The 20,607-nt window shown below is 38.4% G+C and carries 17 protein-coding genes, 1 tRNA gene and 1 pseudogene; 7 read left to right on the top strand and 12 right to left on the bottom strand.

From position 1 onward, the window contains the following. The first annotated feature begins 93 nt into the window (after positions 1–93). Positions 94–1,830 carry a bifunctional serine/threonine-protein kinase/formylglycine-generating enzyme family protein gene (locus ACIR131C_RS0110315; RefSeq protein ID WP_028090123.1) on the top strand — a complete coding sequence of 579 codons (1,737 nt, stop codon included), beginning with the start codon at positions 94–96 and terminating at the stop codon, positions 1,828–1,830. Between the two features lie 404 nt (positions 1,831–2,234). On the opposite strand, the gene nagA is transcribed toward ACIR131C_RS0110315, so the two are convergent. Then, on the bottom strand, positions 2,235–3,383 hold the full coding sequence (gene nagA / locus ACIR131C_RS0110320; protein ID WP_051347532.1) for an N-acetylglucosamine-6-phosphate deacetylase: 1,149 nt from the start codon (positions 3,381–3,383) through the stop codon (positions 2,235–2,237). A gap of 80 nt (positions 3,384–3,463) precedes the next feature. Here nagA and purE point away from each other — a divergent pair, with 80 nt between their 5' ends. From purE to sppA, 3 genes are all read left to right on the top strand, one after another. Next, complete coding sequence (gene purE, locus ACIR131C_RS0110325; protein WP_028090125.1) at positions 3,464–3,976, top strand: 5-(carboxyamino)imidazole ribonucleotide mutase; 513 nt, start codon at positions 3,464–3,466, stop codon at positions 3,974–3,976. A gap of 82 nt (positions 3,977–4,058) precedes the next feature. Then, on the top strand, positions 4,059–5,108 hold the full coding sequence (gene fni, locus ACIR131C_RS0110330) for a type 2 isopentenyl-diphosphate Delta-isomerase (RefSeq protein WP_028090126.1): 1,050 nt from the start codon (positions 4,059–4,061) through the stop codon (positions 5,106–5,108). A gap of 73 nt (positions 5,109–5,181) precedes the next feature. Further along, complete coding sequence (sppA, locus tag ACIR131C_RS0110335; protein WP_028090127.1) at positions 5,182–6,999, top strand: signal peptide peptidase SppA; 1,818 nt, start codon at positions 5,182–5,184, stop codon at positions 6,997–6,999. Between the two features lie 330 nt (positions 7,000–7,329). Here sppA and ACIR131C_RS0110340 read toward each other — a convergent pair whose 3' ends face one another. The 3 genes from ACIR131C_RS0110340 to lepB form a co-directional block, all read right to left on the bottom strand. Further along, a complete protein-coding gene (locus tag ACIR131C_RS0110340; RefSeq protein ID WP_028090128.1) occupies positions 7,330–9,069 on the bottom strand; it encodes a R3H domain-containing nucleic acid-binding protein in 1,740 nt (579 codons plus the stop codon). 45 nt (positions 9,070–9,114) lie between these two features. Then, complete coding sequence (ldpA, locus tag ACIR131C_RS0110345) at positions 9,115–10,233, bottom strand: circadian clock protein LdpA (RefSeq protein WP_028090129.1); 1,119 nt, start codon at positions 10,231–10,233, stop codon at positions 9,115–9,117. A gap of 195 nt (positions 10,234–10,428) precedes the next feature. Then, entirely contained in the window at positions 10,429–11,085 is a 657-nt protein-coding gene (lepB, locus tag ACIR131C_RS0110350) for a signal peptidase I (protein ID WP_028090130.1), read from the bottom strand. Between the two features lie 230 nt (positions 11,086–11,315). On the opposite strand from lepB, the gene ACIR131C_RS0110355 reads away from it, so the two are divergent. After that, on the top strand, positions 11,316–12,635 hold the full coding sequence (locus ACIR131C_RS0110355; RefSeq protein ID WP_028090131.1) for a dihydroorotase: 1,320 nt from the start codon (positions 11,316–11,318) through the stop codon (positions 12,633–12,635). A 182-nt stretch (positions 12,636–12,817) separates the two neighbouring features. Here the strand turns inward: ACIR131C_RS0110355 and tsaE are convergent, their stop codons facing one another. Then, the gene (gene tsaE / locus ACIR131C_RS0110360) at positions 12,818–13,246 is read right to left on the bottom strand and encodes a tRNA (adenosine(37)-N6)-threonylcarbamoyltransferase complex ATPase subunit type 1 TsaE (protein WP_028090132.1); all 429 of its coding nucleotides are present in this window, start codon (positions 13,244–13,246) and stop codon (positions 12,818–12,820) included. 142 nt (positions 13,247–13,388) lie between these two features. Beyond that, the gene (locus ACIR131C_RS0110365; RefSeq protein ID WP_028090133.1) at positions 13,389–14,765 is read right to left on the bottom strand and encodes a gluconeogenesis factor YvcK family protein; all 1,377 of its coding nucleotides are present in this window, start codon (positions 14,763–14,765) and stop codon (positions 13,389–13,391) included. A 155-nt stretch (positions 14,766–14,920) separates the two neighbouring features. On the opposite strand from ACIR131C_RS0110365, the gene ruvC reads away from it, so the two are divergent. Further along, the gene (gene ruvC / locus ACIR131C_RS0110370; RefSeq protein WP_028090134.1) at positions 14,921–15,412 is read left to right on the top strand and encodes a crossover junction endodeoxyribonuclease RuvC; all 492 of its coding nucleotides are present in this window, start codon (positions 14,921–14,923) and stop codon (positions 15,410–15,412) included. 565 nt (positions 15,413–15,977) lie between these two features. On the opposite strand, the gene ACIR131C_RS0110375 is transcribed toward ruvC, so the two are convergent. From ACIR131C_RS0110375 to ACIR131C_RS0110400, 6 genes are all read right to left on the bottom strand, one after another. Beyond that, positions 15,978–16,907, bottom strand: a complete 930-nt coding sequence (locus ACIR131C_RS0110375; RefSeq protein ID WP_028090135.1) for a carbohydrate ABC transporter permease — start codon at positions 16,905–16,907, stop codon at positions 15,978–15,980. Between the two features lie 203 nt (positions 16,908–17,110). Continuing rightward, positions 17,111–17,587: a phosphate-starvation-inducible PsiE family protein gene (locus ACIR131C_RS0110380; protein WP_028090136.1), complete on the bottom strand. Its 477-nt coding sequence runs from the start codon at positions 17,585–17,587 to the stop codon at positions 17,111–17,113. Between the two features lie 462 nt (positions 17,588–18,049). Continuing rightward, positions 18,050–18,121 (bottom strand) — tRNA-Asn (locus ACIR131C_RS0110385). Between the two features lie 159 nt (positions 18,122–18,280). Beyond that, positions 18,281–18,829, bottom strand: coding sequence for an NYN domain-containing protein (locus ACIR131C_RS0110390; RefSeq protein WP_028090137.1), 549 nt, complete (start codon positions 18,827–18,829; stop codon positions 18,281–18,283). Between the two features lie 415 nt (positions 18,830–19,244). Beyond that, positions 19,245–19,922, bottom strand: coding sequence for an energy-coupling factor ABC transporter ATP-binding protein (locus tag ACIR131C_RS0110395; protein WP_028090138.1), 678 nt, complete (start codon positions 19,920–19,922; stop codon positions 19,245–19,247). Positions 19,923–19,924: 2 nt separating this feature from the next. After that, positions 19,925–20,212, bottom strand: a complete 288-nt coding sequence (locus ACIR131C_RS0110400; protein ID WP_028090139.1) for a UPF0367 protein family — start codon at positions 20,210–20,212, stop codon at positions 19,925–19,927. Positions 20,213–20,478: 266 nt separating this feature from the next. Here ACIR131C_RS0110400 and ACIR131C_RS25480 point away from each other — a divergent pair. Beyond that, positions 20,479–20,607: pseudogene (locus ACIR131C_RS25480) on the top strand (photosystem II D2 protein (photosystem q(a) protein)); the annotation flags it as partial.

Consider the following 20,607-nt stretch of genomic DNA (forward strand, 5'->3'; position numbering starts at 1 on the left):
ATGATATATTGTCAAAAAACTGTGTCTGATTTTCTTACTAATTAGGAATCTGTAATAACAGATCTTGAGAAATTACATTAATGATGGTTAATTATGAGTTATTTTACTCCAGGACAACAACTTAAAAAAGGACAATACGAAATTATTGATATTTTGGGACAAGGAGGATTTGGTGTTACTTATCTAGCGCTAGATCATAAGCGCAAAACGCAAGTAGCTATCAAAAGTCTCAATATTCTTTTTTTGCAACAACGCTATAGAGATAGATATGGAAGTACAGAAGGTTTTGCGAATTTCTTGACTGAAGAACAGGATAAATTCAATACTGAAGCGATGGTTTTAGCTACCTTTGATCATCCTCATATTGTCAATGTTTATCCGGAACTGTTTCAGGAAAATGGTTTATCTTGTATGGTTATGGAATATGTGAAAGGTAGAAATTTAGAACAATGTTTACGCGCAGATGGTGTTTTTAGTGAGAGTGCGGGTTTAGAAATTATCAAACAAATTGGAGAGGCTTTAATTTATATTCATAGTCGTAATTATCTCCACAGAGATATCAAACCTGCGAATATTTTACTCCGAGAATCTGACAATAAAGCTATTTTAATTGATTTTGGTTTAGCCAGAGAAGTCAATTTTGCTGAATTAACGAGTCTAACTAATGCGAAAACTCCCATTTTTGCACCTCCTGAACAATTTGAAAATACAAGTAATTTCACTCCTGCTTTAGATATTTATGCTTTAGCAGCGACATTTTATGTAATTATTGCAGTTCAGAAACCTCCTTTCATTCCTCTACCTAGCACTTATCTGAATGCTAAGATTATGTTAGATATGAAAATTGCTCTAGAACCACCTCAAAAATACAATGCTAATATTAGCCAAAAAGTGAATGACGCTATTCTCAAGGGAATGGAATTAGATTATCAAAAACGTCCTCAATCAATAGAAGAATGGTTTATGCTGTTAGGAATTAAAGAAGAAAACCAAGGTCTGCCAATTTCTCAAAACCCTATTGACAATCATCTAAAAATTTTCCATTTTGAAACTGTCACTACCAATGCCTATGGTAAGATTATCAACAAATACAACCATGCAGCCAGATACTTTACCGAAGATTTGGGAAATGGTGTGATGTTGGAAATGGTAGAAATACCCTCTGGCACATTTTACATGGGTTCACCTGAAAATGAAACGGGAAGAACAAATAGCGAAGGTCCCCGACATCAAGTTACTGTTAAAAGTTTTTTTATCGCTAAATACCCCTTGACACAGGCACAATACCAATCTATTATGGGTTATAATCCTTCCCACTTCAAGGGCGATAATCGTCCTGTGGAAAAGGTAAGTTGGGATGATGCAGTTGAGTTCTGTCAACGGTTAAGCCAAAACACAGGTAAAAACTATAAGTTGCCCAGTGAGGCACAATGGGAGTATGCTTGTAGAGCGGGAACAATGACACCTTTTTATTTTGGTCAAAGTATTACCCCGAATTTGGTAAATTATGATGGTAACTATTCCTATGCTGCTGCACAAAAAGGGGAATATCGTCAACAAACTACAGATGTAGGAACTTTCCCCCCTAACGCTTTTGGTTTGTATGATATGCACGGTAATGTATGGGAATGGTGCGAAGATGACTGGAAAGAAGATTATCTAAACGCTCCTACAAATGGTGAGGCTTTGATTAATCCTGTTGGAGAGTCTAAGGTAATTCGTGGTGGTGCTTGGCTATATTTTGCTGGGTGTTGTCGTTGTTCAATGCGTAATCAAGATTTGCATAATACTCGTCATCACTATTATGGATTTCGGGTTTTATTGTCTTAGGAAGAATAGTTGTTCTATTTATTTTCTGTGATTTTTCCCTTGTTACTGTTTCCCTGATTTTCCATATCTTGCGATAAATTAGTTGTCTTTTATGATCTGGAGGACAGGGAAATAACAAATCTCTCTATAATCACTCTATATATATGGGCGGACACTTTTCCACCTATAACATAATCATAATCTAAACCCAGAATTTTGTCAAGGGGTTTGGCAAAATTACCAATACCTGCGATCGCTATTTAACGGGAATGAAACTTAATATATATGGGCTGACACTTTTCCACTCATAACATAATTATAATCTAAACCCAGAATTTTGTCAAGGGGTTTGACAGAGATTTTTCATATTGGGTTGAGGAAGTCGGGGAGCTAAAAATCCCATAAAAAATCTGATAAATTCTGATTCAGAAAGTTAAGCGTTGCCAGGAGAGTTCTTTTCCAACTGGATCGTAGTTCCAGCGCAATAAATGAGCGGGTTGATGAGGGGAAAATGTTGGTAAATCAATAGCCTTTCTAGGTGCATTTGTGGCTAAATCAATTGCTGTTTCTATGTCACAAACTTGCCATTTTACGAGATTTTGCACTCCTATTAATAAAGGTAGAGTTGTTCCTGTTAAAGTCCCATCTTGTAGTCTGGCTGTACCATTGGTCACTTCAATTTGTCGGTTATCCCAGGGATAGATACCGTCTGGTAATCCTAGAGGTGCAAGAGCGTCACTGACGATAAATAGACTTTTACTAGCACGCAAAAGAATTTTAAGAATCATTGGATTAACGTGCTGACCATCAGCAATAAAGCCACAAAATACACGAGGATCATTGATTGCTGCACCTAATAAACCTGGTTCGCGGTGGTGTAGGGGTGGCATGGCGTTAAAAGCGTGTGTGATCATTGTAGCACCTTGAGAAAAAGCCTGTTGTGATTCGGCTGCGGTAGCTTGTGAATGTCCTAAACTGACAGTAATTCCCAGGGAACGCAAATAAGGGATGACTTTTCCTGTGGTGTCTAACTCTGGTGCGATGGTAATGAGTTTGACTATGGGAGCATAGTCTCCTAATACTCGTTTAACTTGATCTATGGTAAGGGGTAGTAAATATTCGGATGGATGTGCGCCGCGTTTGTAGTAGTTTAAGAATGGTCCTTCTAGATGAACTCCGAGAATTTGTGCAGAATTTGGGGAATTTGAGGTATAATCAGTGAGAATAGCGAGGGAGCGGTGAAGATTTTCGATAGAGGTGGTAACTAGAGTTGGTAAATAAGCATCAACTCCTGCTGACCATAAAAATGAGGATATTTTTGCTAAATTAGGGGAATTTTCTAATGTTAATTCAGGAAAAGCTAATCCTAGTCCACCATTGATTTGTAAGTCCACACCACCTAAAGAAATCCAGTCTCCAGCGACATCTAAAAGCAGATGTTGTGGTATAATTTCTTGCCATACTGTACTCATGGGCATAATGCTGTCAATTATGCCTTCTTGATTAACTAAGATTCTTTGTAGATCTTGATAACCGGGTACTTTTGCGTTAATAATGTTTATGTTTGCCGGCATGGGTGTTATTTTAGTTATTAGTCATTGGTCGTTAATGGGAAATATATGCCCTCATCTCCAGTCCCCAATCCCTAATTATTATGAGTGTAGAAATTGGTATTATTATGGGTAGCGATTCTGATTTACCTACGATGAAAGAGGCGATCGCTATTTGTGAAGAATTTGGTATTGTATGTGAAGTTGCTATTGTCTCTGCCCATCGTACCCCAGAACGGATGGTAGAATATGCTAAAACTGCACATCAAAGGGGTATTAAAGTGATCATTGCTGGTGCTGGTGGTGCGGCTCATCTTCCTGGTATGGTAGCATCGTTAACTCCTTTACCTGTAATTGGTGTTCCGGTTTCGACTCGGAATTTACAAGGTGTGGATTCTTTATATTCTATAGTACAAATGCCAGCAGGAATACCTGTCGCCACCGTTGGCATTGGGAATGCAAAAAATGCTGGACTTTTGGCTGTACAAATTCTCGCTACCCACCAACCGGAGTTATTACAAAAAGTTGTGGCCTATCGCCAAAATCTGTGTAATTCGGTGATGGAAAAACAAGCTAAACTAGATCAGCTTGGATATGCAGAATATTTGCAACAATAGATATTCAGATATCTAGAACTGACAGGATAATCGCTTTGGTTTGGTGAAAGATATAAATATTAACATAATTCCATATTAAACTGTGAACCCTTCTATCAACACTCCAGCCCAAACTCAAAACCGCAAAGCAGATCATATCCGTATCTGTTTAGAAGATAATGTTGAATGTTCCGAAATCACGACGGGTTTAGAAAAGTATCGCTTTACTCATGTTTGCTTACCAGAACTTAATGATCAAGATATTGATCTGAGTACAAATTTTCTGGGAAAATACTTAAATGCACCGTTATTAATTTCCTCTATGACTGGGGGAACAGAACAAGCGGGAATTATTAACCGTCGTCTTGCGGAAGTAGCCCAACAATACAAGTTAGCAATGGGTGTAGGATCTGTCCGGGTGGCGGTGGAAAAACCTCAAGTTGCGGATACTTTTGCTGTGCGTAAGTACGCCCCTGATATTCTCCTGTTTGCTAATTTAGGGGCGGTACAACTGAATTACGAATATGGTCTAGATGAATGTTTGCGAATTATTGATTTAACTGCGGCTGATGCCCTCATTCTACATATTAATCCTTTACAGGAGTTTATTCAACCCAGAGGTGATACTAATTTTAGGGGATTGCTTGACAAAATTGCCAAATTATGCAGTAAATTACCTGTCCCCGTAATTGCGAAAGAAGTAGGTAATGGAATTTCGGCGACAATGGCAGAAAAACTGATAAATGCGGGAGTCACAGCCATTGATGTTGCTGGTGCAGGTGGTACTTCCTGGGCTTTGGTGGAAAGCGAAAGGGCAGAAACCTCCTTACAGCGGCGTTTGGGGCGAACATTTGGGGATTGGGGTATACCTACGGCAGATTGTATCACCAGTATTCGGGAGTATAATCCCCATATTCCTTTAATTGCTTCTGGGGGTTTGCGTCATGGGTTAGATGTAGCTAAAGTCATCGCTCTGGGGGCTGATATTGCTGGTTTAGCAATGCCCTTCCTCAAGGCAGCGGCAACATCGGAGGGGGCTGTAGTAGAATTAACGGAGGTATTAATTGCGGAAATAACTACTGTGTTATTTTGTACTGGTAATAAAGATTTGTATAAATTAAAGCAATCACACAGTTTACAGCGGATAAAATAGCAAGATGATTGTTACCACTGACAACGGATAAGTGGTAACAGACCGATAACTAATAACTAATAAGTAATAACCCATGAATAACTTTATTAAACAAACCTTAGCAAGTTTAATTGGCAATTTACTGGGACTGACAATTTTTTCTGGACTCAGTACATTAGGATTTTTGCTGATATTAATTGCGGTTGCTAGTTCCCAAAATTCAGGACCAACAGTTAAAGATAAGTCAGTGTTAGTATTTGACTTGTCTATGAAAATCACTGATAGTGAACCTAATTCTGATGAATTATTACAAAAAACTCTCAGTGGTAGGAATGAAAATAGTATTACACTCCGTAAAGTTGTGGAGACTTTAGACAAAGCAGGACGTGATCAACGTATTGTGGGTATTTACATAGATGGAAGTAATGCTAATAGTGAGGTTGGTTATGCTTCCTTGAGGGAAATGCGTCAAGCGCTGGAAAAATTCCGTAAAACAGGTAAAAAAATTATTGCCTATAGTACAGAATGGAATGAAAGAGAATATTATCTAAGTTCAGTAGCGAATCAAATCGTAGTTAATCCCATGGGGGCAATGGAAATGAACGGTTTAAGTTCGCAACCAATATTTTTAGCGGGAGCATTACAAAAGTACGGTATTGGCGTGCAGATTGTGCGTGTAGGTAAATTTAAGGGTGCTGTAGAACCTTTGATTCTGGATAAACTCAGCCCAGAAAATCGGGAACAAACTCAAAAATTGTTAGATGATATTTGGGGAGAATGGCGGCGAGCCGTAGGTAAAAGCCGAAATATACAGCCGCAAAAGTTACAAGCGATCGCTAATAATCAACCAATTTTAGAAGCCACAGCAGCACAAGCAAATGGTTTAGTAGACAAGACTGCTTATCAAGATCAAGTATTCACAGAGTTGAAAAAATTAACTGGTCAGGAAGAAAAAGATCAAACATTGACAAAAATTAGTTTGGGTGATTATGCAGAAGTTCCAGGAGAATCTGTAGATTCAGATCATAAAATTGCTGTAGTTTATGCAGAAGGAGAAATAGTCAATGGTAGTGGTAATGATGGAGAAATTGGGGGCGATCGATTTGCTAAAATATTCAGTAAAATCAGGGAAAATAGTCAAATAAAAGCTGTAGTTTTGCGAATTAATAGCCCTGGTGGTAGTGCTACCGCAGCGGAAATCATGCAGAGAGAAATCAAATTAACTCGTCAACTTAAACCTGTGATTGTTTCCATGGGAGATGTAGCTGCTTCTGGTGGTTATTGGATTGCTAGTGACTCCAACCGAATTTTTGCAGAACCTAACACTATTACAGGTTCTATTGGCGTATTTGGCGTATTATTTAATGGTCAAAAATTGGGTAATAATAATGGCATTACTTGGGATACTGTAAAAACATCCGAATATGCAGATCAACAAACTATTTCCCGTCCTAAATCAGCCCAAGAATTAGAAGTTTACCAACGTAGTGTTGACCGTATTTATAATTTATTTTTGCAGAAAGTTTCCCAAGGAAGAAAACTATCAACTGCAAAAGTCGCAGAAATTGCTCAAGGACGAGTTTGGTCAGGAACAGCAGCCAAGGAAATCGGGTTAGTTGATGAAATTGGTGGTTTAAATGTAGCCATTGAATATGCAGCTAAACAAGCAAAATTAGGTAATAATTGGGAATTACAAGAATATCCTCAAGTTGGTAGCTGGCCAGAAAGATTTTTTGGGAAAAAGTTAGATGAAACAAAAGCTAAATTAGGAATAGAAAAAACTGACATTAAAAGTAATAATCCGTTAATAAATGAGTTGGAAAAATTTCAACAAGAAATCAAGATTTTACAAACAATGAATGATCCCCAAGGTATTTATACCCGCTTACCTGTCAACTTAAAAGTTGAATAAGAAATCATTATAGCAATTCCCATTCACAGGGAACAGGGAACGGGGAACAGGGAACAGGGAACGGGGAACAGGGAACAGGGAACGCTGATATTTTCAAGACAAAAGAAAGAGACAATAGAAAGTAAAAGTTTTGCTCTTTCCTTGTGCTAAATTTTGGAGAATGAAAAACCCCTGGATTCACCAGGGGAGGAAATGTGAGTAGATTTGTGAATAGATTTTAGATTGGTGAAACATTGGATTAGTTCCGTCCTCAATGGACCGGGCTTGTACCGAAAATTCCCAATCTAAAATCTAAAATCTAACTAAAATCTAAAATTTTTGGTCAAGAAATTAAGCCGGATAAATTCTTAACCGCCGATTTGGTTCATCGCCAAAACTATCGGATTTGAGGCGATAATGTTCTACTAACTCATGCTGCATTTTCCGCACTTGGGAAGAACGGGGTAGTAACTCCACAGGTTGACCTTTAGGAATAACAATCTGTTCTACAGCAAGTCTAGCTTCCTCTAAAGCGTCCATTTCATCATCACTACCGTTGTGTAGTAACAATTGTAACTCTCTGTTATCGCCAATATCTGGATCATCCATATTCAGTAGTCGGCGTAAACTGCGAGTAATTTGGGGAATTGTACTGGACTTAATCATGAACATCGGTAAATGACGGGCTTTAGCCATTTGTCGTAACTTAGCGTGGTTCTTGACGTGCGATCGCAAAGCTAAAATAGCGTCAGCACTATCTAGGTCTTTTGTCAATACCACAGGCAAAGTTAACACATCAATTACCTGTTCAAGCTGATCACGACTCACCCCATAAGGGTAAATATGTAACGGCAAATCTTCCCCATTGGGGCCTGCTGGTTTGCGGCCAGGAAAATTAATACTTTCTGAGTAATTGAAAGATTCATCCAACAAGCGGTCAAATTCGCCGCGTCCTGTCGGTCTTTCCCTTTCCATAGATAAAGGTGGTAAAGCCACCATTTGTCCAGAAGAACGCCAACCATTGGGTTTAGCAGCCAAGAAAGACTCTTCCACCTTAGTCACGTGGCCATTACCGTTACCACCATTAACCACAGCCAACTGTCTAGCAATACCCACCTTACCATGATCATCAACGGTTCTAGTTTGTGGGTTAGGTTGACGACCACGTAACAAAGTATCAACCGTATCAGCCACACAGTCATGAACCACCCAGCGTTGTCGTTCCAACATTTCCACCGCAATGTCGAAAGTAGGGGGAGCTTTGCGTTCTAAAACCGTTTTTTGCGAACCACGTCGTCTAGCCTCATCATCTCCCAAAGTAACAGCCTGAATACCTCCCACCAAATCAGATAGAGTCGGATTTTTAATCAGATTTTCAATCTGATTACCGTGGGCAGTTCCCACTAATTGTACCCCTCTTTCCGCAATAGTACGGGCTGCTAAAGCTTCCAATTCCGTGCCAATTTCATCAATCACAATCACTTCTGGCATATGGTTTTCCACAGCCTCAATCATGACTTGATGTTGTAATTCGGGCTGAGAAACTTGCATTCGTCTGGCCCGACCGATAGCAGGGTGAGCAACATCACCATCTCCAGCGATTTCATTAGATGTGTCAATAATCACCACTCGCTTATTTAAGTCATCGGCCAAAACGCGGGCAATTTCCCTTAAAGCCGTGGTTTTACCAACACCGGGACGACCGAGCATCAGAATTGATTGACCAGTTTCCACCAAATCGCGGATCATGGCAATTGTTCCGAATACCGCCCGGCCGACACGACAGGTTAAACCGATAATTTTACCACTACGGTTGCGGATAGCACTGATGCGATGTAAAGTTTGCTCGATTCCTGCCCGATTATCCCCGCCAAAATTTCCAACTCTTTGTATACAATCATCTATCTGTGCTTGAGTGACCGGTGTTTCGCTCAGATACTCCGCTCCATGAGGAAACCGAGCTTCTGGACGACGACCTAAATCCAAAACCACCTCAACTAAATTATGTCCTTGAGGATGATTCTCTAGTTTTTGTTGCAGGTCCTGGGGTAAAATGTCTAACAACTTGTGGAGATCTTCTGTAATCGTCATGGCAATAATTGGTGACTGACGTTTTGAGAGATATGGTTGGAGTGATTAGCGTAAACGCCCAGACTTAATCTGGGAAACGAGAGTATGGGCCAGCCTTACAGCCTCCCAAAGTAATTCCGGTTTGGTTTCCAAGCGGCTGTTACCTTGACTATCAGTGTTAACCACCTCCTTATTTTCTAACTGGTCAAGAATAGATGACAGCAACACACGGGCATAGCTACCATAAGCAACCCCAGCTATTTTGGATTTGGGATTGTGATCTTGGCATCCAAAATCATTCAGTAGTCCCATGGACTGCAATTTAGGAACAGTATAGCTATTAGTGCCTCCTGCTAACTGCACATATCCCGGTAGGTTTGCTGTCAAAACTTTTTGTCCTAATTTCACAGTGGCTATGGTTGTACCATTACCAATATCACCACTCATAGAACGGCCGTCAGTTTGCCAAATTAAGAACTGCGGACGGGGGACAATTAAATCGTAAATTGCTTTTAGGTAGTCAATTAGTCCTTCTCCATCATTACAACTGATGGCTACTAACTTTAATTTATCTACCCAAGGTGTCATTGCTGTCCATAACCGTTGAAATTCTGCCAACCGCCCTACTTGAGTATGAATTTCTACAGCATCTATTCCCATGGACATGATCAATGGTGCAACCTCCCCTAGGGTTGACACATAAGATTTTGTATAAATTATCCCATAGGGACAGATGGGAACGCAACGGCCACAGCCATAACATTTTTCTCTAATTACTCCCGATAGCTCATCTTTGGTATTGTTAAATAAAATTGCCTGGGCTGGACAAATTTTTTCACATGGTTTATGACAATCACTGGGACAGTCTTGAGAATTAAACTCAGCTTTTCTAAAATGGGGATCTTCACCATCATTGACGCTGACCATTAACAAGGGCAAATTACCCGTAAAGGCAAAGCCCCGCTTCTGGGCAACCTTGGCCAAACTCTTGGCTACCATTAAAGCTTCTTGAGTAGCGGCAATGACCGCCGTATCGGCTGCTACATCTATACAGTCAGCACCAGCCAAAGTGTAGGCCAATGTTAAATTTCTGACCGCAGGCAGGTGTTGGAAACTGGCTCCGCAAATTAATTTGAACCAGTTACCTTGTTTTAGGGATTGTAAGGGAGCTAATAAATCAGTCACACTTCCATTATGCTTTCATTCGACTATAAATTGCAACCTGTAATCAAGAAAATTGATTTGATTAGTAATAGGATTTATGCCTTGACAATAAATACAAAATATGTATTGATAGCCCAGGTAGCTTTAGCTTGAGTTCTGTGAGGGCGGGTTTTCCTGCCGCCTCACTTCCTTTATATGACTTTATATGGTATCATTTCATGGCTTTGCAGATGGATAAACAGGAGATTTATCAATGGGTCCAATTTTGTTGAGTGGCCAGAAACGAACTACAGCCTGACCAATAATATGATCACGGGGAACAACGCCCCAACAACGTCCATCATAACTACTACCTCGGTTATCACCTAACATTAAGTAGGAATTTGGGGGAATAATTTCGGGTTTAGCCAAGAAAGGAGGCTGGGGACCTGTGCTACTGCAAGCTTCAACGAATGTCCGCACAGAAGAAGATAGATAAAGATTTTCCTGTAAAGGCTGGCCATTAATATATACTTTGCCGGTCTTAAGTTCTACTTTTTCACCGGGTAAACCAATTACTCTTTTAATAAATGCTTCCCGTTTAGGATTATTCTGTATTGTTTCTGGTGGTGAAAATACTACTATATCTCCGCGCTGGGGGTCAGCAAATTTATACTTTACCTTATCCACGATAATCTTATCGGCTTTCCATTGGTCCTGGACACCATGTAAAGTTGGTTCCATAGAGCCAGAAGGAATCCAACGGGCTTCAGCGACAAAGGTACGAATTCCCAGAGCCAAAAAGACACTCAAGATCATCGTTTTACTTAGCTCTACTATCCAGGAATTATCAGGTTTTTGGCTAGAGTTTTGATCAGACGCTTGATTTTGCATGAAATTGTTGAAGTATGTTACGAGACTAGTATGGAACTCAGACAGAGAGACTTGATATTATTAATCTTAACGAGATGGGGGAAATGGTAGGTAAATCAAATCAAAAATCTAGTATTTTCCTGTGTTCAACTACAAACAATCAGGTTTTTAGCTGACTTGACTTCACAATAAACCTATTTAAGAAAAAGTTATCTATGATCCATAAATAAATACTTAAAAATTTTACATCCATGTCAACTACGCAAAGTTTACTAATTCGTGATGCTGAAATTATTCTACCTAATGGTGAGTCAATGATTGGGGATGTCTTGACTCAGGGGAGACAAATAGTCCAGTTAGGTCAAGAAATTACCAATGCTTCTCCTACCCATGAAATTGACGCACGGGGTTTAACTTTGTTGCCGGGAGTAATTGACCCCCAGGTGCATTTCCGCGAACCAGGTTTAGAACACAAGGAAGACTTGTTTACGGCCAGTTGTGCTTGTGCTAAGGGTGGTGTTACCTCCTTTCTAGAAATGCCGAATACAAGACCTTTAACCATTAGTCAGTCGGCTTTAGATGACAAGTTACAGCGGGCTGCCAGTAAGTGTTTAGTTAATTATGGCTTTTTTATTGGGGCTACGGGGGAAAATTTACCAGATTTACTTTCTGCTAGTCCGACACCGGGAATTAAGGTGTTTATGGGGTCAATGCACGGACAGTTATTGGTAAGCCAGGAGGAGGTACTAGAGGCGATTTTTGCCCAGGGAAATCGTTTAATTGCTGTTCATGCGGAAGACCAAGCTAGAATTAATCAACGAAAACAAGAGTTTGCGGGGATTGAAGATCCGGCTATTCATTCCCAAATTCAAGATAATCAAGCTGCTTTGTTAGCTACCCAATTGGCGTTAAAGCTCTCTAAAAAATATCAGCGCCGCTTGCATATTTTACATATGTCAACAGCAGAGGAAGCGGAGTTACTGCGTCATGATAAACCCAGTTGGGTGACAGCAGAGGTAACACCCCAACACTTGCTTTTAAATACTAGTGCCTATGCAACTATTGGTACTTTAGCACAAATGAATCCCCCTTTGCGATCGCCCCACGATAATGAAGTTCTTTGGCAAGCTTTACGGGATGGTATTATTGATTTTATCGCTACAGACCACGCCCCCCACACTTTAGCAGAAAAAGCCCAAACTTACCCTAACACTCCTTCGGGAATGCCCGGTGTAGAAACTTCTTTACCTTTAATGTTAACCGCTGCTATGGCAGGAAAATGTACTGTTGCTCAAGTTGTCCAATGGATGTCTAAAGCGGTAGCTGTAGCCTATGGTATCCCCAATAAGGGAGAAATTTCCCCTGGTTATGATGCTGATTTAGTTTTGGTAGATTTAAAAAATTACCGGGAAGTTAAACGGGAAGAAGTTTTAAGTAAGTGTGGTTGGAGTTCTTTTGAAGGTTGGAATTTGACGGGTTGGCCTGTCACAACTATTGTTGGTGGTGAAATTGTTTATGATCATGGTCAGGTAAATACCCAAATTCGCGGACAAGCTTTGACTTTTTTATAGTTTTAGTCAGTGGTCAGTTGTCAGTGGTCAGTGGTCAGTTGTCAGTGGTCAGTTGTCAGTTGATAGTTGTCAGTTGATAGTTGTCAGGTAATAGGTAATGGGTAAGAGGTAAGAGGTAAGAGGTAAGAGGTAAGAGGGAGATATTTATTTTTTTCTTTCTTGCCTCTTGCCTGTTGCCTCTGTCAGTTTATTTCGGTAATTTCGGCCTGACGTTGACCATTTTCACCATGGTTTAAACATATCTTCAAATAACTATCTGGTAAATAAGGCATTCGTTCAGCCCATTCAATTGCTACAATTCCCGGTGTGACTTCTATTCCTTCCCAGTAACTTTCTAAGTTTAGACCTATCACTTCATGGGGTTCTAAACGGTATAAATCTAAATGATAAAGGGGAATTTTTCCTTCTGTATACTCATTAATTAGAGTAAAAGTAGGACTAACAATAGGGTCAATTATTCCCAAACCTTTACCAATACCTTGGACTAAGGTAGTTTTACCAGCACCTAAATCACCTTCCAATAAAATTACACTTCCTGCATTTAAGGTTTTTCCAAGAGTAATACCTAATTGCTGTGTCGCTTCTAAGTCTGGAAGAAAAATTGTAGTCATTTGTCTTATGTTATTTTTAATGGATGCTTATCGTAAGCGATTGTTTGTTAATCGTGAGTAATTGTTTTTTAAACGTGAGCAATTGTTTATTGATGCAGAATGTAGTTTTATTAATTAGCAATGACAGCATCAAATTAAAGACTTACTTTTTATTGTGATGCGCTCCACTATACCATTTCAGTAGAACCTTAGCTAATTTCTGGGGGTCATGACGAACAGCCCCATTTTCATCTTCAAATAAAATATTAGCAGGAATGATTCGTCGTCCTAATTGAATAACAGCTTCTCTATCTAAAAAAACTGGGTGGGCATTTTGTTGAGCATAACGAATCAGTGCTTGGGCTGAAGGTATTTTTTTATGAACCAACACAGCATCAAATAATTTTTTATTGTCACAAGCTTTATCTATAGCTTGAATATGATCAGAAACACTATATCCATCAGTTTCTCCTGGTTGAGTCATGATATTGCAGATATAAATGCGGGGTATATCAGTAGCGGCGATCGCATCAGCAATTTCTCTGACTAACAAATTAGGAATTAAGCTAGTATAAAGACTACCGGGTCCAATAATAATGTAATCAGCTTCTTCAATAGCTTTAATTGCAGCGGGTAATGCGGGGGGATTTTCAGGAATACAACCGATTTTGAGGATTTTTCCTTCAGCTTTGGGAATATTAGATTCACCTTCAATGCGTCGGCCGTCTGTCAATTCTGCCCAAAGTCTGACATCACTAAGAGTAGCAGGTAAAACTTGTCCTCTCACTGCTAACACTTGAGAACTAGCAGCAATAGCCTGTTCTAAATCTCCAGCAATATCAGTCATCGCAGTTAAAAATAAATTACCAAAACTGTGGCCTGTTAATCCATCTCCAGCACGAAAACGATACTGAAATAATTCCGTCAACAATTTTTCCTCGTCTGCTAATGCTGCTAAACAATTGCGGATATCCCCTGGAGGTAAAACACCAAATTCCTCCCGTAATCTACCCGAAGAACCACCATCATCTGCTACAGTAACAACAGCGGTGATATTAGCACTGTAGGTTTTCAAGCCTCGGAGTAAAGTGGAAAGTCCCGTACCACCACCAATAACAACAATTTTGGGACCTCGATATAAACGACGGTGAGCTAAAAGAACATCTATCAATTCTTCCTCGTCACCTTCAGGTCTTAATACTTCTGTAATTGAACCTACAGTGCGATATTGTCCCCACAACAACAACAAAACACCAGATAGCAAGAGTAAAGGACCGCTGATATAGTTGGGGAAAATGTCCGCGAAAAATGCTAAAAGATCCGTGAGAAATTCTAGTATCCAAAAAATTGGGGTTAATTTTACCCAAATGGCCAACCCCAAACTAGCCAACACCACACCCCCAACACTGATGAGTAACCAGCGTTTCACCACTAACCCAGGAGATAACCATTTAAACCATTGGTTAATGCGGTGGGAAGTGCGACCATGGGATTGTAATTGTAGCGAATTAATCGCTCGTTTGAAAAAACCGCTGAACATACTTAATAGGGATTGTTGATACAAACAATATTTAACAAAAACTTTACATCATTGACTTCCTAGTCTAAAGGGGAAATTGTCAAAATTATCAATTCCTTTATATTTGCAAGGGAAAAAAGTCAGCAGTTAGGAAAATTACCATCATAGAGAATTTTATGGAAAAGCGGATTTTAGGAATAGATCCAGGACTAGCAATTGTGGGTTTTGGGGCGATTAATTGGCAAAAAAGTGCAAATACAACACAGGAGATAAAAATACAGTTGATTGATTTTGGTGTCATTCGCACTCATGCGGATATGGAAATGAGTCAAAGACTATGTATTTTATTTGATGATTTAAACACTCTGATAGAAGAAATACAACCAGATTTAGTCGCAATTGAAAAATTATTTTTTTATCGTATGGCTAATACTATTGTTGTTGCCCAAGCGAGAGGTGTGTTAATGCTAGTTTTAGGACAACGTAAACTTCCTTATGTAGAATTTGCACCTCCCCAAATTAAACAGGCTTTAACAAATTATGGTAAGGCAGATAAGGCAGAAGTACAAGAAGCTGTTATGCGCGAGTTAGATTTAGATGAAATTCCTCGTCCAGATGATGCTGCGGATGCTTTAGCGGTGGCTTTGACAGCTTCGTTTCAGTTATAATAATATATATATTCTGTTTTTACTGTTTGTAAATAAAAGTATGGTAGTTTTTAAGTTTTTGCTTTCATAAGTTCAATAATTTGTTTTAATTCAGTAAAGTTTTCAATTAAATTAAGTTTATTTTCAATATTTACTGTTTCATTATCCAAAAGGATTGTTTAAACATCTATTCTATTTGTTTTAAAATCTTTAGTTATTGGATAAAAAAACAGAAATATTGTATAACAATACAATATTTCTGTTAAGGTTAATTCTATTATTGGTAATGCTGCTGTAAATTATTGATTTGATTGCGTTTTTTCTTGAATGCAATTTGTAAGTTGACAAAAATATTAATTATATAAAAAAATATTACAGCAGTTCCCGATATTATGAAGTACAGATATTAATAATAAAACTCTTGTGGTGCGGGCATCTTGCACAAGGTGTACCTCACTCAAGCTGAACTTGCTGTAAGTAGATGAACGGAAAAAAACCGACATAAGTAGCGAAAAGTAAAGTTGCCCAAAATCTCTTCCCTGTTCCCTTGTCATATTGAGTTTTTAAATAATGGGATTTTTAAATATCAAACATTAAAATCATTACCATCTTGCTGATTGACAATTAATCTTAAAACTGATAAAACCAAAATTATTAAAAATAATACCAAACCAATAGTACAAGCATAGCTAATTTCTAAATTACCAAATGCTTGTTCATATAAATAATAAACAATTGTCTTGGAACTGTTGAGAGGTCCACCTTGAGTCATGATATAAACTTCTTCAAAAACTTTTGTAGCAGCAATAGAAGAAATGACAGCAACTAAAGCTAAATAAGGTTTCATTAATGGTAGAGTAATATCCCAATGTTTACGAATACTATCAGAACCATCAATAGCAGCAGCTTCATAAATATCAGCGGGAATAGATTGTAATCCCGCTAAATAAATTACCATGTAGTAGCCTAAACCTTTCCAAATTGTTACGGCCATGACACTAGCTAAAGAAATGGGAACAATTCCTAAAATTTTATTTGGACTTGTTAACCAGGGAATTCCTTCAGGAAAAATCCCCAGAGTTTTGAGAATTTGATTAAGTAGTCCGGTTTCTGCATACAACCATTTCCAGGCTATTCCTGCCACTACCATAGAAATTACAACTGGTGTATAATATGCTGTTCTAAACCAATTCATTCCCCGCAGTTTCTGATTCACCAAAATTGCTAAAACCAGGGGTAAAAATACTAAAATTGGGACAACACCAACTAAATACAAAAATGTATTTTCTAAAGTTTGCCAGAAAACGGTATCTTTCCATAAACGCAGAAAATTTTTCCCACCTATCCACTGGGGTATATCTCCTATATTTTCATAGGTGGTAAAACTCAGGTAAAAGGCTTGAATTGCTGGATAAAAAACTGTGAATGCTAAAATAATTAAAGCGGGTAATAAAAATAAATATGGTGTGGTTTTCTGTTTAATTAAAAACCATTGTTTGGGCGTTAGTTCAGACATATAATTAATGGTAGATGTTGAATATTGATTTGTAATTTGCTATATTTGTAGCTTATATCAGAGAATAGGAAATTACTTAAATCTAGGACTTATGCAAAATATCTCTGAAATCTTCTTTTCTTCGTGTTCTTTGCTTCTTCGTGGTTCATTCCTAACTCCTGTATAAGTCCTAAAATAATTCTTTTCCCATTCTCCAAATAGAATTATGATTCTGGTTCTAGTTCAATTATTTGATGTTTGCCAATTTTCATCTGTTCTGATAAAGTAGTCATCCAAGGTAAAGCTAGAAAAATTCCTGCTAAAACTAATAGGAATATAGAAAGTCCAAAAAGTTGATTGAGGGGAATTTCTAATACACCACGTAAGATCACTTCTCGCAAAGCGGAAACTATAGTAATTTCTACCGCTGCACCTACGGAAATACTTCTTTCTTGCAGATAGTCAACTAACAACCGAAACAGTTCTACTAAGATGAGAATAAACAAAATGTCAGATGTTACCTGTCGTATATCTAAGGGACGTAAAAAAGATAAAAACATATCTCCTAGTCGAATTAGCATGACACAAAATAAACCCACGCACAGAGAAATAACAATAATATCCTGAAAAATCTCTAAATTACGAACAATTCTATCACGTTTAAACCAATTATTGACTTCTATAATTATCCACTTTGGCATGGTATTTCTCAGAAAATATAGATAAATCTATTTTAACGATTAACCATTAAACCAATCTTAATAGATTCTTATTTAATTTGAGAAAACCTTCTCATATTAATTTTTTAATTTGCCATAAACAGGCGCAAAATCATACACCTTCATATTAGCACAAAAAGTCAAGATGTCAATACCCTAGTAAAATCGTGGGATTATTGACATTATTCTCAATATTATTGAGAATGAACCCATATTTTTGTCAACAAACATAGAGATTACCTTTTTTTGTAAAAGACTGATTTGAAAAACTTATCATTCTCTTGCACCCAGGGACGCACAGTGGTTTTAATCAAGAGTTAACAAAAACGCTTAAACGAGTAAATAAAATATTATAATTGACATACCACTTTATCCTTTAATTAGAAATTAAGTAGTATGTCAACTAAAAATATTCCAGGGGTGAAGGACTACCCCTGATTTAAACTCCCCAGGCCGGATTCGAACCAGCGACCAATCGATTAACAGTCGATCGCTCTACCACTGAGCTACTGAGGAAAGCTCTTAACTTTAATCATAATAAACCACAATTCAAATTAATGCAAGAGGTTTTGAAAAAATTTTTGAACTTTTTTTTGGTGGCTGGGAAAATATCCAGCTTTAAACACCGGAAATCCTTTCTATCGTTGAGGTTCAGGGGTTTTTGAATGTTGAAATTTACAATCCCATGCGGAGTTCTGCTAACCGTTCTCTGGCTTTAGCATCAATGGCATGAGCGAGAAATCTAGTTTTAGGTTGTTTTTTTGACTGATATCTATGACGCATTCTACATACTGTAGTTTCTACTTCACCACATAGTTGATGCGCTGACAACCATTCTGCACCATAGCCCTGAACCGTTAACTGCTGCGCTCGATCTGATGTAGCGACAATCAGGCGAGAAATTAAAGATTGGGCTATTTGGTGACGGAGAGAGGCACAGGTTTTTTCTATATAGGTATCTGCGGTCTGGCCAAAATCCGTATAATAGACTGTTAAAAATTCTGTAATGGTTTCTCTGTTGCTAGGGGTGTTTTGATATTGAGCATCAAAGACAACTTGAGTTTCATAGCCTTGGAAGGCACTATAATTAGTCATGGCTGCAACTAATTCTCCCCGTGCGGCTTCTAGTCCAACATGATCACGGGTTTTTTTCAAACAAGGCCAAGTGCCTATAATATTGTAGCCGTCTACTAATAGCACGGCTGAGACGATGGAAGAGGGCATGGTTTTTTATCACAATTATCTAGAGTTAACAAAAATCATTCATAAGACTTATAGTAAATGAAGCATTGCTTGTAACTTTATGTTACAAAAAATAAAAAATCCGGCCTTGAGTCAAAATTTAACCTGAAGATAGAAGTCATAATTGGGAAAATGCCTATCAAGATCAGGCTTGTTGCCATTCCTGATCTAGAGAAATCAATAATTTTTCCCCATCTGGAAAAGCTTCTGTTTGACCAGACTAAAAAACCAGATACCTTTACAGCGTTCTGTATTGTGGTATCTGGTTATTAAGGGTTTGCTAAAAACTGTTTTTGTGGGGTCTAGGGGAAGGAAGTGAGAGGTGAGAAGGGGAATTAAAAATTTCTTAGCATCCTTCTTGATATTGATATTGATTCTTGATCAATCTAGGATACGTCTAGGATGAATAATGATTTTCTTGCATTAGTCTCTGTTTGAGACGTTGTCCTTCACCAGTATCAACTAAACAACCCTTTTCTAATAAAAAAGCACCATCACAGTAATTTAACTCTTCTAAGCGATGAGTTACCCACAGAGCAGTAATTCCGCGACTTTTGACTAGATTACGCACACTAACGACTAAATCAAGTTGACTGTCTGGATCTAATAAAGCAGTGGGTTCATCTAATAATAACAGATGACAGTGCCGAGCGATCGCCCCGGCGATAGCTACTCTTTGTTTTTGTCCACCGGAAAGGGCATAAATAGGCCGTCGCTGTAGAGACAGTAAGTTTACTGCATCTAAAGCTTCTTCTACTCTAGCTTTCACTACATTAGGTGGTAACTTTTCCGCCACTAGTCCAAAAGCTACATCAGCACCAACCGTAGGCATAACTAGTTGATGATCAGGATTTTGGAACACAAAGCCTACGGGGGGTAAAACCATAATTTGCCCAGATTGAGGTGTTAATAGTCCTACTATTAATCTCAATAGAGTAGATTTACCACTACCGTTTGTTCCCAAAAGCATCCAAAATTCCCCTTTAGGTACTTGCAGAGAGCAAGATTTGATTACCTGCTCTCCATTAGGCCAAAAGAAGTTTAAATTATTAACTTCGATGCCTACTGCTGTCATGTTTATACCTTAGTTTCTTCAGCAGTAGTGAAAGCAGCAAAGCCGGGAGCTTTACCACTAGTGGTAGTTGGACCATCCTTCTGCACAATCTGGACTCCTGAAATTTCACTAGCACGGACAGCAATTTTTTTTTCTGTTTTCCCTTCGCACTTGAGTTCCACAATATCAGGGTTTCCAGAACGCATTGCCGCTAAAATCAGTTGATAGACCGCTTCGGCATCCTCAGTAGACTTACGTTGTACTGATATAGGGAAGGCAGTATTTCTGATGCTTAAGTCGATGGTAAACATTTAGAACTAATCAATTGTCACTGTAGAACCCATTCTAGCGTCAGTTGTTAAGAATTTTCTGGCCTACTTTTCTGTATCTCTAATCCCCAAATAAAATTTTTTTTTAGTCCACTAGCAAAATTAGAGATTTTCACCTATTATGATAGAAAGCGTAAAAAATTGTAAACTAGATTAATAATCTGGTTAACTTTATGTAAAGGGCTAATTTTCGCCATTTACATACGCATAATATCCGTACTTATAAAACATTTTGGAGATCTACTCTCATGACCATCGCAGTTGGACGCGCCCCCAGTAGAGGGTGGTTTGACGTATTAGATGACTGGTTAAAGCGCGATCGCTTTGTATTCGTAGGTTGGTCAGGAATATTACTATTCCCCTGTGCCTTCCTGTCA

The organism is Dolichospermum circinale AWQC131C (genome assembly GCF_000426905.1).
GTDB classification, from domain to species: Bacteria; Cyanobacteriota; Cyanobacteriia; order Cyanobacteriales; family Nostocaceae; genus Dolichospermum; species Dolichospermum circinale.

Coding starts and splice junctions, on each gene's coding strand:
- ACIR131C_RS0110315 (WP_028090123.1), top strand. CDS start 94: ATGAGTTATTTTACTCCAGGACAACAACTTAAAAAAGGACAATACGAA.
- nagA (WP_051347532.1), bottom strand. CDS start 3,383: ATGCCGGCAAACATAAACATTATTAACGCAAAAGTACCCGGTTATCAA.
- purE (WP_028090125.1), top strand. CDS start 3,464: ATGAGTGTAGAAATTGGTATTATTATGGGTAGCGATTCTGATTTACCT.
- sppA (WP_028090127.1), top strand. CDS start 5,182: ATGAATAACTTTATTAAACAAACCTTAGCAAGTTTAATTGGCAATTTA.
- ACIR131C_RS0110340 (WP_028090128.1), bottom strand. CDS start 9,069: ATGACGATTACAGAAGATCTCCACAAGTTGTTAGACATTTTACCCCAG.
- lepB (WP_028090130.1), bottom strand. CDS start 11,085: ATGCAAAATCAAGCGTCTGATCAAAACTCTAGCCAAAAACCTGATAAT.
- ACIR131C_RS0110355 (WP_028090131.1), top strand. CDS start 11,316: ATGTCAACTACGCAAAGTTTACTAATTCGTGATGCTGAAATTATTCTA.
- tsaE (WP_028090132.1), bottom strand. CDS start 13,246: ATGACTACAATTTTTCTTCCAGACTTAGAAGCGACACAGCAATTAGGT.
- ACIR131C_RS0110365 (WP_028090133.1), bottom strand. CDS start 14,765: ATGTTCAGCGGTTTTTTCAAACGAGCGATTAATTCGCTACAATTACAA.
- ruvC (WP_028090134.1), top strand. CDS start 14,921: ATGGAAAAGCGGATTTTAGGAATAGATCCAGGACTAGCAATTGTGGGT.
- ACIR131C_RS0110375 (WP_028090135.1), bottom strand. CDS start 16,907: ATGTCTGAACTAACGCCCAAACAATGGTTTTTAATTAAACAGAAAACC.
- ACIR131C_RS0110380 (WP_028090136.1), bottom strand. CDS start 17,587: ATGCCAAAGTGGATAATTATAGAAGTCAATAATTGGTTTAAACGTGAT.
- ACIR131C_RS0110390 (WP_028090137.1), bottom strand. CDS start 18,829: ATGCCCTCTTCCATCGTCTCAGCCGTGCTATTAGTAGACGGCTACAAT.
- ACIR131C_RS0110395 (WP_028090138.1), bottom strand. CDS start 19,922: ATGACAGCAGTAGGCATCGAAGTTAATAATTTAAACTTCTTTTGGCCT.
- ACIR131C_RS0110400 (WP_028090139.1), bottom strand. CDS start 20,212: ATGTTTACCATCGACTTAAGCATCAGAAATACTGCCTTCCCTATATCA.